Here is a 13191-nt window from a genome sequence, read left to right on the forward strand (position 1 = left end):
ATGGGCGTTGTTCGCCAATTGCGGCAGGTCGATGCCGATGACAGCGGCGTCGATATCGCCTTTCGCGCCGACGTTCATGCGGGATTGTCGCAGGCGCAAAAGGCGATTCCGGCGCGCTGGTTCTACGACGCCACCGGATCGGCGTTGTTCGAGGATATCACCGGGCTGCCCGAATATTATCCGACGCGCAGCGAGGTGGCGCTGCTCACCCGCCATGCGGGCGAACTGGCGGCGGCGATCGGGCCGGGCCGCGCGGTGGTCGAACTGGGATCGGGCAGCTCGACGAAGACGCCGCTGCTGCTCGATGCCATTACCCCCGGCGCCTATGTGCCGGTGGATATTTCGGGCGATTTCCTGCGCGATAGCGCGGCCGCCCTCTCGGCACGCTTTCCCGATCTTCCGGTCTATCCGGTCGAGGCCGACTTCACCCAGCCGGTGGCGCTCCCGCGCGAGATTTGCGGCCTTGCCAAACTCGGCTTCTTTCCGGGCTCGACGATAGGCAACATGGTGGCGCGCAGCGCGGTCGATCTGCTCCGCCATTGGCGCAGCGCGCTCGGCGACGGCGCGCTGATGCTGATCGGGGTCGACCGGATCAAGGATATCGGCACCCTCGAACGCGCTTATGACGATTCGGCTGGTGTCACCGCGGCGTTCAACCTCAACCTGCTCGAACGGATCAACCGCGAACTGGACGGCACGATCCCCGTTGCCAATTTCGACCACCGCGCCTGCTGGAACGATGTTCATGCGCGTATAGAAATGCATCTGGTGGCGGCGTGCGACCTCGAATTCATGGTCGATGGCCGTCCTTATACGATGGCGAAGGGCGAAACGATCCACAGCGAGAACAGCCATAAATATGGGCCGCGCGACGCCAGCCTGCTCCTCCGCGCCGGAGGCTGGACGCCGATCGCGGCGTGGGACGATGTCGATCCCGCTTTCGCGCTGATCCTCGCCGAAGCGACCGAGGTGCGCGCCGCGCCCTGACGCGCGCGCCCGACTCTCGGCCTTGACGACGCTTGCCCAGTCCCTAGGGGCAGGGCTGCGATTTCCAGCGAAAGGGCATATCATGATCGTCGGCGTTATCGGGGCAGGGCAAATGGGCGCGGGGATCGCGCAGGTATCGGCAGGCGCCGGCCACGAGGTGCTGCTGTCGGACATCGACATCGCCCGCGCCGAAGCCGGCAAGGCCGGGATCGGCAAGGCACTCGGGCGGCTGGTCGCCAAGGACAAGATAACGCAGGGCGATGCCGACGCGCTGCTCGGCCGGATCACCCCCGTCGCCGACCACGCCGCCTTCGCCCCGGCTGCGCTGGTGATCGAGGCCGCGACCGAGCGCGAGGAGATCAAGCGCGCGATCTTCGCCAGCGTCGGCGCGCATCTTTCGGACAGCGCGATCCTCGCCTCTAACACCAGCTCGATTCCGATCACCCGACTGGCGCAGGCGGCCCCCGATCCGGCGCGCTTCATCGGCGTCCATTTCTTCAACCCGGTGCCGGTCATGGGCCTGATCGAACTGATCCGCGGCCTTGCGACCAGCGACACGACGCTTGCCAGCGTCGAAGCCTTCGGCCGCGGACTCGGCAAGGAAATCGTCCATGCCAACGACGCGCCGGGCTTCATCGTCAACCGCGTGCTGATGCCGCTGATCAACGAAGCGGTGTTCGCGCTCGGCGAAGGGGTGGCGACGATGCAGGACATCGACACCGGATGCCGGCTCGGCCTCAATCACCCGATGGGGCCGATCACCCTTGCCGATTTCATCGGGCTCGATACCTGCCTTGAAATTATCCGCGTGCTGCACAGCGGCACCGGCGATCCCAAATTCCGTCCTGCGCCGCTGCTCGTCCAATATGTCGAGGCGGGCTGGGTCGGCAAAAAGGCCGGACGCGGCTTCTACGACTGGACCGGCGAGGCGCCCGTTCCCACGCGCTGACCCGGCGGGAGCCGAATCGGTCCTCGTTCGTTATCCCGCTGGCGCCGGTGCGGGCGCCTGCGGACAACAGGAGGACAGGTATGATGCGGAGAACATGGCTGCCGCTGGCGATAATCGCCGCGCTATCGGTCAATGGTGCGGTGCAGGCGCAGGAAGGCGCGCCCGAGGATTCGACGCTGAAATCGACCGCGAACAGCGTGACCGAGCCCTTCGACGGCAAGGAAGTGCCCGACAAGCTGAAAGCGATCCAGGACAATCCCTATTCACTCGCGGGCTTGCGCAAATGTTCCGCGATCATCCGCGAGGTCAGCGAACTGAACGACGTGCTCGGCCCCGACGTCAACGAACCTGCCGACAAGAGCGCAGCGAAAAAGCGCGAGGAAACCGTCGGCCGCGTCGCGGGCAGCGTCGCCGGGTCGATCATTCCCTTTCGTAGCCTGATCGGCGAGGTCACGGGTGCCAACGCCGAACGTCGGCGCTATGCAGAGGCGGTCTATGCTGGCACGGTGCGTCGCGGCTTCCTGAAGGGCGTCGGGTTGCAGCGCGGTTGCAAGGCGCCGGCGCGGCCCTGACACAAAGCCGAAGCAGTCAGGTGGGGGAGAGGCCGAATGAAGGTCGAAAATATCCGCGCGTTCCGCGCCGAGGTTCCGCAGGCAGCGATCGATGATCTGAAAGACCGGCTGGCGCGCACGCGCTGGCCCGAAAAGGAGACCGTCGACGATTGGGACCAGGGCGTCCCACTCGCCTATGCGCAGGAACTCGCGGCCTATTGGCGCGACGATTATGACTGGCGCACGGTCGAGGCGCGGCTCAACGCGCTGCCCAATTTTCTGGCCACGGTCGATGGCCTTGACATCCATTTCCTTCATATCCGCTCGGACAATCCGGCGGCGCGGCCGCTGGTGCTGACGCACGGCTGGCCGGGGTCGGTGCTCGAATTTCTCGACGTGATCGCGCCGCTGTCGGCCGACTATCATCTCGTGATCCCGTCGCTGCCGGGCTACGGCTTTTCGGGCAAGCCCGCGGCCGCGAAATGGAGCGTCGAACATATAGCTGCGGGTTGGGACGCGCTGATGCGCGCGCTCGGTTACGATCGCTATTTCGCGCAGGGCGGCGACTGGGGCAGTGCGGTTACCTGCGCCATCGGGACGAACCATGGCGACCATTGCGCGGGCATCCATGTCAACATGATCGTCGGCCAGCCCGACCCGGCGCTGATGGCCGATCTGACCGACGCCGAAAAACTCTATCTCGCGCGTTTCGGCTGGTATCAGGCAAAGGACAGTGGCTATTCGACGCAGCAGGCAACGCGGCCGCAGACCATCGGCTATGCGCTTACCGATTCACCCGTCGGGCAGATGTGCTGGATCGTCGAGAAATTCCACGGCTGGACCGATTGCGGGCATCAGCCGGGCGGCCAGTCGATCGGCGGCCATCCCGAACGCGCGCTGTCGAAGGACACCATGCTCGACACCGTCAGCCTCTATTGGTTCACCGCCAGCGCCGCGTCGTCGGCGCGGCTCTATTGGCACAGTTTCCGCAGTTTCGCGGCAGGGGAGATCGAGGTGCCGACCGGCGGCAGCCTGTTCCCGAACGAGATCATGCGCCTGTCGCGCCGCTGGGCCGAAAAGCGCTATCGCAATATCGTCTATTGGAACGAGGTCGACCGCGGCGGCCATTTCGCGGCGTGGGAGCAGCCCGCCCTTTTCGCGCGCGAGGTCCGGGCGGCGCTTGCGCAAATGACGTTGTAACGGGGGAGAGGCGCCCCGCCTACATCGGCCGATTGACGGGGCGGCAGCTTTCGGGCGCGGTGCGCGCGGCGGTGTTCCAGGTCACCTCATTGCCGCTGCGGTACAGCCGCGCGCCGCTCTTGTTTTCATAGGCCTGCCCCATGTTGGTCGGCGCGGCCTTGAGCACCATGCTGCGGCGGCCGTCGACGCGGACGATTGCGCCGTTGGCGACATAATCGACCTGCAACCGCGTGCCGCGATTGCATTCGTAAAGCGTGCCGGTGTTTTGCGGGTAGGAGGCACAGCCCGCAACGACAAGAATGGCCGCGCCTGCGGTGGCCAGCTTCGCGATTCGGATCATCTCCATTCCCCTCAATAGCCCGAACGGACGCACAGCACGTCGGCCAGATATATGCGGCCCGAAACCGTCTCCATATGTTCGCGGGCCGATCCGTTCCAGCCGATCGAGCGGCACCATGTGTCGGCAGTCCGCGCCGCGCAGGCGGCAGTCGCCGATCCGCTCTGGCACGCGAGAATGCGATAATTTGCGGTGGCGGGCTGGGTATGGAATTCGGCGAAATTGCCGCGCGCAACCTGATCGTTGGCGACCGGGCCGGGATTCCAGCCGCCGCCCGATCCGACGGGGCGGATAGACTGGATCTTGATGCCGCGCAGGATATTGCCCAATATCGGGGTGTCGCGTTCGACCGTCCGGCAGTTGCCGCGATAGCGCGTCTTCTCGCACAGTTCCCAGCGACCGCTGGTCACGCGGATCGAATTGACCGGCCACGACAGGCCCAGATCGGGCTTCGCTTCGCCAATGAACACCGCCGGCCCCTTGTAGGCGGCGTCGCGATAGATGGTCGCCTCGGGCGGACGCATCATCCTGTCCTCGGGCGATTGCGCCTGCGACGCGGCAAGGAAACCCCCGCCGAGCGCTGCGGCGGCAGCAGCGAAGAGCGACCAGCGATGGATGGATTTCATTAACAACCTCCCTGTTTGGCGAACGCGACCCGGAGATTCGTTTTTCCGGGGCCGAAACTACGCCACAACAGGGGGACTTGCAAATTATCCCGTGCCGACCGAGCCTTGCGCGGCCCGGCGCTGCCCGCGCGTCAAGGTGCCTTGGCCGCAGCGGGGGCAGCGGTATCGGTGGCAGCGGGCGGCGCACCGGGAAGCGGCGCCGCCGCAACCGGCGCGGCGGCCGGGGGCGGCGGTGTGGCGACCGGCGCGGTGAAACTGAGCATAAGGCCGGCGAGCGCCGCCGACATCAGGTTCGACAGGCTGCCCGCAAGCAGCGCCTTCAGCCCCAGCCGGGCGATCATCGGCCGCTGATTGGGGGCGAGACCGCCAGTCACGGCCATCTGGATCGCGATCGAGCTGAAATTGGCGAAACCGCACAGCGCAAAGGTGGCGATCGCAACCGACACCATCGACATCCCCCCCTGGATTTTCCCAAGGTCGATGAAGGCGACGAATTCGTTGAGCACGACCTTGGTACCGAACAGGCCGCCGACCGCGGCGCTTTCGTCCCACGGCACGCCCATCAGCCACATCACCGGGCGGAAGATCGCGCCGATGACCGCCTGGAACGACAGATCGGGATAGCCGAACCAGCCGCCGATCCCGGCGAGCAGCCCGTTGGCGAGCGCGACGAGCGCGACGAAGGCCAGCACCATCGCGCCCACCGCGACCGCCAGCTTGACGCCGGTTTGCGCGCCCTGCGCCGCTGCCATGATGATGTTCGCCGGCTTTTCCTCGTCATGGCTTGCCTCTGGCATGATGACGGGTTCGACACCCAAATCCTTGGGGTCGTCGGGCATCATGATCTTGGCCATCAGGATGCCGCCCGGCGCCGACATGAAGCTGGCGGCGAGCAGATAGGGCAGCAGCTGTTCGCCGATCATGCTGGCATAGGCGCCGAGGATGGTCCCCGCGACCCCGGCCATGCCGACCGTCATCACCGTAAAGAGCTGCGACGGGGTAAGGCCGGCGAGATAGGGACGGATGACGAGCGGGCTCTCGCTCTGGCCGACGAAGATATTCGCAGCGGCGCCCAGGCTTTCGACCTTGGTGATTCCCGTAATCTTCTGGATCGCCCCGCCGACCCATTTGATCACGAATTGCATGATGCCGAGATAATAGAGGATCGAGATAAGCGAGGCGAAGAAGATGATCACCGGCAGCGCGGCGATCGCAAAGCTGTGGCCGCCCATTTCGGGTCCGGCGAGCGGGCCGAAAATGAAGTCGGTTCCCGCCTTGGCATAACCCAGAAGATTGGCGACGCCGGTCGACATCGCCTGAATGATCGCGCGGCCCCACGGCGTACCGATCACCAGCAGCGCGAACCCGGCCTGCAACAGAAAGGCCGGCACGACGACGCGCAGGCGAATCCAGCGACGGTTCGATGAAAACAGCACGGCAATCGCAAGCAATGCAACGATTCCGAGCAGGCCGATAAGATGTCCCATAAGTGTTTTGCGTCCCCCGCAAGTTTATTGCGCCTGTCTAGCGGGCTTTGCGGATCGGGCAAGGGGGGCGGCGGAGCATTGCAGTCATCCATAACGGCAGCGATCCCGCTTGGCGGCTCCGTGACGGCTTGATAGGCAGCGCTGAAACAGGGGGAATATGATGCGGACTAGCGTTGCGGGACATGCAGTTTTGGCGATATGCGCGCTGGTGCAGGCGGCCGTGCCCGCGGCGGCGCAGGCGCCCGCCACGATCGCATCGACCCCCGCTCCGCCATTGCCCACGGCCGCCTTTGCGCAGCTTCCCTTTGCGGAAAATACCGAATTATCGCCTGACGGAACGCATATGGCGGGCCTGTTCGCGGTCCGTGGGGAACAGCGGATCGGCATCCTTCCCGTGCTGGGCGATCAGAGCAAATCGGTCATTATTGCGGTTCCCGACCAGACCGAAATCGATTGGCTGACCTGGGTCAACGACGATCATCTTCTCGTCGGCCTGCGGGCGTTGATGCCGGTGGAGGCCGACAATTGGTACGTCACCCGCATCATCGCCATCGACCGGACCTCGGGCAAGATCACGCGGCTGTTATGGGATCTCAAGGGCCAGAATGCGTCCGATGTCGTCTGGCTGCCCAAAGACGGCAGCAGCGAAATTCTGGTCGCGGGGCAGGACTCGATATATGACAACGCCGATTTCTGGCCCGCCGTATACCGCATCGATGTGAAGACGGGGCGCAAGAAGACCGAACTGCGGTCGCGCACCGGGGTTATGGAATGGGGCGCCGACCATCTCGGCCGGGTGCGCTACGGCATCGGCTATCGCGATGATACGACCCGGGCCACGCTGCTCTATCGTAGCGTCGGAGAAGGGGCTTTCCGGTCGATCGAGCGCGCTTCGCTACGCGATGACGAGCGGCTGACGGTGCCGATCCTCTTCGTCGACGGCACCGACAACGGGTTGGTGTACAAGGACCGGGGCGATGGCAAGACCGCGATTGCCGAGGTCAATCTTGCTACCGGTGCCGAAGTCCGCACGGTCGTTGCGCCCGACGCGGGCGACATATCGGGCGCCATTCGCGCGCCCGACGGATCGAGGCTGCTCGGCGTTCACGTCGCCGACGACTTGAAACCGGTGCGCTGGCTCGACCCGGCGATGGCAGCGCATCAGGATACGCTGGACGCGACGGCCCGCGCGGCGCGTGTCCGGATCGACAGCTATAGCCGCGACCTGAAGAAAATGCTGGTGCGGATCAGCACCCCCGACAATCCGGGGCTGCTCTATTATTATGATTCGACGACCGGCGATTTGTCGCGTCTTGCGGCAATGAACGAACAGATCGGGGCGAAGCGCCTCTCGCGCGCGAAGCTCGTCCGGTACAAGGCGCGCGACGGGCTGGCGATCGAGGGCGTGCTGACGATGCCGCGGGGCCGAGCGGCAACCAACCTGCCGTTCATCGTGCTGCCGCACGGCGGACCGTGGGGTCAGGACGAGCTGACCTACGATTATTGGGCGCAGTTCCTCGCCGAACGCGGCTATGCGGTATTGCAGCCCAATTTCCGCGGCTCGACCGGCTATGGCGCCGAGTTCGAAAAGGCCGGCGAGGGGCAGCTCGGCTTTGCGATGCAAGATGATGTGACCGACGGCGTGCGCTGGGCGGTCACCGAAAAGATCGCCGACCCCAAGCGCGTGTGCATCGTCGGCGCCTCTTATGGCGGCTATGCAGCGATGTGGGGGATCGCCAAGGATCCTGACCAGTATCGCTGCGCGATCTCGATCGCCGGGGTCGCCAATCTGCGGCGCGAGGTCAATGATTTCGGCGGCACGCTGCGCGCCAATCTGTACCGGACGCAGTGGAAGCGCATGACCCCCGACTTCGCGGCGGTGTCGCCGATCAACGCCATCGACCGGATCAAGACGCCGCTGCTGCTGATCCACGGCAAGAAGGATGTGACAGTCGATCACAGCCAGTCAGCGCGCATGTATGCGGCAATGACCAAGGCGGGGAGGACGGTGGACTTCGTCTCGCTGCCGCTCGCCGATCATTATTTCACGCGCGAGGCCGATCGCCTGATGTTGCTGCAATCGATCGAATCCTTCCTCGCCAAGTATAATCCCGCCGATTGACCGGCATCTTTCCACGCGTCGCAAAAGCGACTATCGGGCGCCGATGACCGAACCGACCTCGACCGCGCTGCCGCGCACGATCACCCCTTCGCTTTTCCTGTTCACGATCATCTATGGCGGCATGGTCGTGCTCGCCGGCGTGCTCGGGAACAAGCAGGTCGCGCTGGGCGCCGGTCTTGCGGTTGAGGCCGGGATTTTCCCGTTCCTGATCCTCGTCGCGCTCTCGAGCACCGTGTCCGAACTGCACGGGCAGGCGACCGCGAACCGGCTGGTGCTGTGGGGTTTCGTGCCGCTGATCCTGTCGATCATGCTGACCTCGCTCGTCTATTTCGTCCCCGCCGCGCCCGAGATGGACCCGGCCCGGCTGGCATCGTTCGAAATGATATTGGGACAAACGCCGCGCCTGATGGCAGCGGGTATCGTCGCCTATGGCACGTCGCAGTTTCTGAACGTGACCATCTTTTCCAAACTGCGCGGCCGTGAAGGCGCGGGGACGGGGTCGACCTGGCTCGCGATCCGCGGCGCAGTCGCCAGCGCGCTCAGCCAGATCGTTGACACGCTGCTGTTCGTCACCATCGCCTTTTACGGCGTTTTTCCGATCGCCAATCTGATGGCGGGACAGATGCTGGCGAAGGTCGCGCTGTCGATCGTCGTCATTCCGGCGGTGATCACCGGCCTCGTCGCGCTCGGCCGCAGCCTCGACGCGAAGACCGCGGAATGATGACGATGACCGATCCCACGACCATGCCCGATCTGCTGACCAAGGCCGAAACGCTCGTCGAGGCGCTGCCCTATCTTCAGCGCTATGCGGGCGAAACCTTCGTCATCAAATATGGCGGCCACGCGATGGGCGATCCCGAGGCGCAGCGCGATTTTGCCGAGGATGTGGTGCTGCTGAAGGCGGTGGGGATCAACCCTGTCGTCGTCCATGGCGGCGGGCCGCAGATCGGCGCGATGCTCAAGCAACTCGGCATCGAATCGCAGTTCGTCGGCGGGCTGCGCGTCACCGACGCCGCGACCGCGGAGGTCGCCGAAATGGTCCTGGCGGGCAAGATCAACAAGGAAATCGTCGGATGGATTGCCGGGCTTGGCGGCCGCGCGATCGGTCTGTCGGGCAAGGACGCCAATCTGGTGCTGGCCGAAAAGGTCCACCGTACCGAGCCCGATCCCAATTCGGGGATCGAACGCCACGTCGACCTCGGCTTCGTGGGCGAACCCGTCGCGGTCGACCCGACGATCCTGCAGCGGTTGTCGGCCGACAATTTTATTCCGATCGTTGCTCCCGTCGCGCTCGGCGCCGATGGCGCGACCTATAATATCAACGCCGACACCATGGCCGGGGCGATCGCCGGCGCGCTCGGCGCGCGGCGTTTTTTCCTGCTGACCGACGTGGCCGGCGTGCTCGACAAGTCGGGTGCTCTGCTGACCGATCTCGACCGTCCGGCGATCGACGGGCTGAAGGCCGACGGGACGATCACCGGCGGCATGATTCCGAAGGTTGAAACCTGCGTCGCGGCGGTCGATGCGGGGGTCGATGCCGCGGTTATCCTCGACGGCCGGGTGCCGCACGCGATGCTGCTCGAAATTTTCACCGCAAGGGGTGCAGGCACGCTCATTCACCGCTAAGAGGGCCTGCAAGACCCCCCTTTACGGAGACCCGCCTTGCTTCTCATGCTCATCCAGATCGTCGACATCATCCTGACGGTCCTGTGGTGGTTCATCATCGCGCAGGCGGTGATGTCGTGGCTGATCGCCTTCAACGTCATCAACACCCACAATGACTTCGTGGCGCAGCTGTGGATGATGCTCGACCGCATCACCGAGCCGCTCTACCGGCCGTTCCGGCGCATCATGCCCGATTTTGGCGGGCTCGACCTGACGCCGATGCTCGTCCTGATCCTGATCATCATCATTCAGGGGCCGGTGCTGGGCTATCTCGCGCGCCTCGCCTATTCGAGCGGAATGGCCTGATGTCCGTCGCGACCGAGGCGCGCATCATCGACGGAAAGGCTTTCGCGGCGGGTTTGCGCGCGCGCATTGCCGGCGCCGTCCCGGCGTTCGAAGCCGCGACCGGCCGCGTGCCGGGGCTGGCGGTCGTGCTCGTCGGCGACGATCCGGCGAGCGCCGTCTATGTCGGCTCCAAGGGCAAGGCGACGGTCGCCGCCGGGATGGCGAGTTTCGAATATCGCCTGCCCGCAACCGCGAGCCAGGACGAGGTCGAGGCGCTGCTCGCGTCGCTCAACGCCGATCCCGCGGTCGATGGCATCTTGCTCCAGCTTCCGCTGCCCGGTCATCTCGACGAGCAGCGCGCGGTGGCGACGATCGATCCCGAAAAGGACGTCGACGGGCTGACCCCGGTCAGTGCCGGACGGCTCGCGCTCGGCATCCCAGGCATGGTGCCTTGCACACCCTTTGGCTGTCTGTTGCTGTTGCAGGATGTGCTCGGCGATCTTGGCGGCAAGGATGCGGTGGTGATCGGCCGCTCGATTCTGGTCGGCAAGCCGATGGCGGCGCTGCTGCTCGGCGCCAATTGCACCGTGACCATGGCGCACAGCCGCACCCGCGATCTGCCCGATCTGGTCCGCCGCGCCGATATCGTCGTGGCGGCGGTCGGCCGGCCCGAAATGGTCAAGGGCGACTGGATCAAGCCCGGCGCGGCAGTCATCGACGTCGGCATCAATCGCCTGCCGCCCGAAGCGGGCGCGACCAAGGGGCGGCTCGTCGGTGACGTTGATTACGCCAGCGCGGCGACGGTGGCGGGCGCAATCACCCCGGTGCCCGGCGGCGTCGGCCCGATGACGATTGCCTGCCTGCTGCGCAACACGCTGGTCGCCGCGCACCGCCGCGCCGGCCTCGCCGATCCGGAGGGTTTCTGATGCGCCGACTACTCCTTGCCGGGCTTGTGCTGACGGCGCTCGTCGGTTGCGCGCAGCAGGGGCCGGAGGCGCGCAAGCGCCCGCTTTCGGCGAATCCGAGCGGCTTTATCGCGGCGGAAATCGCCTTCGCGCGGCTGGCGCAGGAAAAGGGGCAATGGACGGCCTTTCGCGAAACCGCGGCGCCCGAAGCGGTGATGTTCGTGCCGCAACGGGTCAACGCCCGCGACTGGCTGAAGACGCAAAAGGATCCGGCCGAGGCGGTGCGCTGGCAACCGCACAAGGTGTTCGTAAGCTGTGACGGCAACAGCGGCGTGACGACGGGCGCATGGCAGAAGGGTGCGGCGCAGGGATTCTTCACCACCGTGTGGTCGCGCGATCCGATGAAGGGCGACATGCGCTGGCTGCTCGATTCGGGCGATGCGCTTGCGACCCCGCGCGCAGCGCCCGACTTCATCGAATCGAAGCAGGCGACCTGCACCGGCAAGCCGGGCGCCACGGTGACCGCCGCCGCGGAGGGTGATGATATGATGGTCGGCATGTCGCGCGACCAGACTCTGAACTGGACTTCGGTCGTGCGCCCCGACGGATCGCGCAGCATCACCGTGCGGCTGTGGGACGGGCATGACATGACGACCGTTATCGATGACCGCATAGCGGCTCCGAAGCAGCCATGATCGACCTTTTCATCTCGGCCTTCGTGACGCTTTTCGTGGTCATCGATCCGCCCGGCTGCGCGCCCATCTACGCCAGTCTGACGACGGGAGCCAGCGCGGCGCAGCGCCGGTCGATGGCGATCCGCGCGACACTGATCGCCGGTTTCATCCTGATCTTCTTCGCGATGTTCGGCGAGGCGCTGCTCAGTTTCCTGCACATCGATCTCGACAGTTTCCGCATCGCGGGCGGGGTCATGCTGTTCATCATCGCGATCGACATGGTGTTCGAAAAGCGTACCGAGCGCCGCGAACAGCGCGCCGAAAAGCTGATGGCAACGCCCGAGGTCGAAGATGTATCGGTGTTTCCGATGGCGATGCCGATGCTCGCGGGGCCGGGATCGATTGCGTCGGTGATGCTGCTGGTGTCGCAGAACAGCGGGCTTGACCGCGCGCTGGTGATTTTCGGCGCACTGCTGCTCGTGCTTCTGCTGACGCTCGCCGCGCTGCTGCTCGCCGGACCGTTCATGCGCTTGATCGGCAACAAGGGCGAGGCCGTCATCACCCGCCTGCTCGGCGTGCTGCTCGCGGCGCTCGCGGCGCAGTTCGTCATCGACGGGCTGAAAGCGAGCTTCTCGAGCCTCGCCTGACACGGTAAAGGGCGCCGCCTCCCGGCGACGCCCTTTCCATCGTCCACGGGAATGGACTTTATCGTGCGGCGGCCACGTCCGCCTGCGTCACCGGCGCAATGCGGATTTCGACGCGGCGGTTGCACTGATAGTCGGCCTGCGTGCGTTCGGGTGCGCATTTGAGCTGCGTTTCGCCATAGCCCATCGTCGCCATGCGCGCGCGGTTGACGCCGCGACCTGCCAGATAGTCGGCGACCGACGCCGCGCGCCGTTCGGACAGCCCCTGATTATAGGTTTCGCTGCCCTGCGAATCGGTGTGGCCGTAAACGTCGATATAGGTGCTCGGATATTCCGACAGGGTCGAGGCGACGCTGTCGAGCGCGCCCCGGAACTGCGACTTCACGACCGCGCTGTTGAGGTCGAATGTCACGTCGCCGGGCATGTTGAGCACGAGCTGGTCGCCCTGGCGTTCGACATCGATGCCGGTGCCCGCGGTGCGTTCGCGCAGCTTCTTTTCCTGCTGATCCATATAATAGCCGACGCCCGCGCCGGCGACGGCGCCGATGCCCGCGCCAAGGATCTTTTCGGTCCGGTCATTGCGTCCGCCGACGAGATCGCCGAGCAGATAGCCGCCGAGCGCGCCGCCGATGCCGCCGATCGCGGCCTTGGAGATGCGCTGCTTGCCCGTTTCGGGGTCGGTGACGCAACCGGTCAGCGTGAGCGCGCCAAGGCTGGCGACGGCCGCTAGCTTGATCGTCCTCTTGTTCATTTCTGGCT

At 65.4% G+C, this 13191-nt stretch carries 15 protein-coding genes; 11 read left to right on the forward strand and 4 right to left on the reverse strand.

Annotated features, from left to right (window positions below):
- From egtD to L0963_RS01080, 4 genes are all read left to right on the forward strand, one after another.
- The gene (gene egtD / locus L0963_RS01065) at window positions 1-987 is read left to right on the forward strand and encodes an L-histidine N(alpha)-methyltransferase (protein WP_234178480.1); all 987 of its coding nucleotides are present in this window, start codon (window positions 1-3) and stop codon (window positions 985-987) included.
- Window positions 988-1069: 82 nt separating this feature from the next.
- Window positions 1070-1936, forward strand: coding sequence for a 3-hydroxyacyl-CoA dehydrogenase NAD-binding domain-containing protein (locus L0963_RS01070; protein ID WP_234178481.1), 867 nt, complete (start codon window positions 1070-1072; stop codon window positions 1934-1936).
- 80 nt (window positions 1937-2016) lie between these two features.
- Entirely contained in the window at window positions 2017-2508 is a 492-nt protein-coding gene (locus L0963_RS01075) for a hypothetical protein (RefSeq protein WP_186402858.1), read from the forward strand.
- Window positions 2509-2544: 36 nt separating this feature from the next.
- A complete protein-coding gene (locus L0963_RS01080; RefSeq protein ID WP_062901673.1) occupies window positions 2545-3687 on the forward strand; it encodes an epoxide hydrolase family protein in 1143 nt (380 codons plus the stop codon).
- A gap of 19 nt (window positions 3688-3706) precedes the next feature.
- Here L0963_RS01080 and L0963_RS01085 read toward each other — a convergent pair whose 3' ends face one another.
- The 3 genes from L0963_RS01085 to L0963_RS01095 all read right to left on the reverse strand — a co-directional run bounded on the left by L0963_RS01085 (window position 3707) and on the right by L0963_RS01095 (window position 6137).
- Entirely contained in the window at window positions 3707-4027 is a 321-nt protein-coding gene (locus L0963_RS01085; RefSeq protein ID WP_234178482.1) for an MliC family protein, read from the reverse strand.
- An 11-nt stretch (window positions 4028-4038) separates the two neighbouring features.
- Complete coding sequence (locus tag L0963_RS01090) at window positions 4039-4650, reverse strand: beta/gamma crystallin-related protein (protein WP_234178483.1); 612 nt, start codon at window positions 4648-4650, stop codon at window positions 4039-4041.
- Between the two features lie 131 nt (window positions 4651-4781).
- A complete protein-coding gene (locus L0963_RS01095) occupies window positions 4782-6137 on the reverse strand; it encodes a NupC/NupG family nucleoside CNT transporter (RefSeq protein WP_234178484.1) in 1356 nt (451 codons plus the stop codon).
- 208 nt (window positions 6138-6345) lie between these two features.
- On the opposite strand from L0963_RS01095, the gene L0963_RS19770 reads away from it, so the two are divergent.
- Genes L0963_RS19770 through L0963_RS01130 form a run of 7 tightly spaced genes read left to right on the forward strand, consistent with a single transcriptional unit; the run spans window position 6346 to window position 12435 of the window.
- Window positions 6346-8259: an alpha/beta hydrolase family protein gene (locus L0963_RS19770; protein ID WP_234178486.1), complete on the forward strand. Its 1914-nt coding sequence runs from the start codon at window positions 6346-6348 to the stop codon at window positions 8257-8259.
- 43 nt (window positions 8260-8302) lie between these two features.
- A complete protein-coding gene (locus tag L0963_RS01105; protein WP_003041276.1) occupies window positions 8303-8980 on the forward strand; it encodes a queuosine precursor transporter in 678 nt (225 codons plus the stop codon).
- A complete protein-coding gene (gene argB / locus L0963_RS01110) occupies window positions 8977-9885 on the forward strand; it encodes an acetylglutamate kinase (RefSeq protein ID WP_186402864.1) in 909 nt (302 codons plus the stop codon). The genes L0963_RS01105 and argB overlap by 4 nt, the downstream gene beginning before the upstream one ends.
- A 45-nt stretch (window positions 9886-9930) precedes the next feature.
- Window positions 9931-10230 carry a YggT family protein gene (locus L0963_RS01115; protein WP_003041270.1) on the forward strand — a complete coding sequence of 100 codons (300 nt, stop codon included), beginning with the start codon at window positions 9931-9933 and terminating at the stop codon, window positions 10228-10230.
- Window positions 10230-11135 carry a bifunctional methylenetetrahydrofolate dehydrogenase/methenyltetrahydrofolate cyclohydrolase FolD gene (gene folD / locus L0963_RS01120; protein ID WP_062901678.1) on the forward strand — a complete coding sequence of 302 codons (906 nt, stop codon included), beginning with the start codon at window positions 10230-10232 and terminating at the stop codon, window positions 11133-11135. Before L0963_RS01115 ends, folD begins: the two co-directional genes overlap by 1 nt.
- Window positions 11135-11809 carry a hypothetical protein gene (locus tag L0963_RS01125; protein ID WP_062901679.1) on the forward strand — a complete coding sequence of 225 codons (675 nt, stop codon included), beginning with the start codon at window positions 11135-11137 and terminating at the stop codon, window positions 11807-11809. The genes folD and L0963_RS01125 overlap by 1 nt, the downstream gene beginning before the upstream one ends.
- Window positions 11806-12435 carry a MarC family protein gene (locus L0963_RS01130; protein ID WP_003041264.1) on the forward strand — a complete coding sequence of 210 codons (630 nt, stop codon included), beginning with the start codon at window positions 11806-11808 and terminating at the stop codon, window positions 12433-12435. The genes L0963_RS01125 and L0963_RS01130 overlap by 4 nt, the downstream gene beginning before the upstream one ends.
- 58 nt (window positions 12436-12493) lie before the next feature.
- Here L0963_RS01130 and L0963_RS01135 read toward each other — a convergent pair whose 3' ends face one another.
- Window positions 12494-13183: an OmpA family protein gene (locus tag L0963_RS01135; protein ID WP_062901680.1), complete on the reverse strand. Its 690-nt coding sequence runs from the start codon at window positions 13181-13183 to the stop codon at window positions 12494-12496.
- Window positions 13184-13191 lie beyond the last annotated feature (8 nt).

This window comes from Sphingopyxis sp. NFH-91, assembly GCF_021401285.1.
Lineage (GTDB): Bacteria > Pseudomonadota > Alphaproteobacteria > Sphingomonadales > Sphingomonadaceae > Sphingopyxis > Sphingopyxis terrae_A.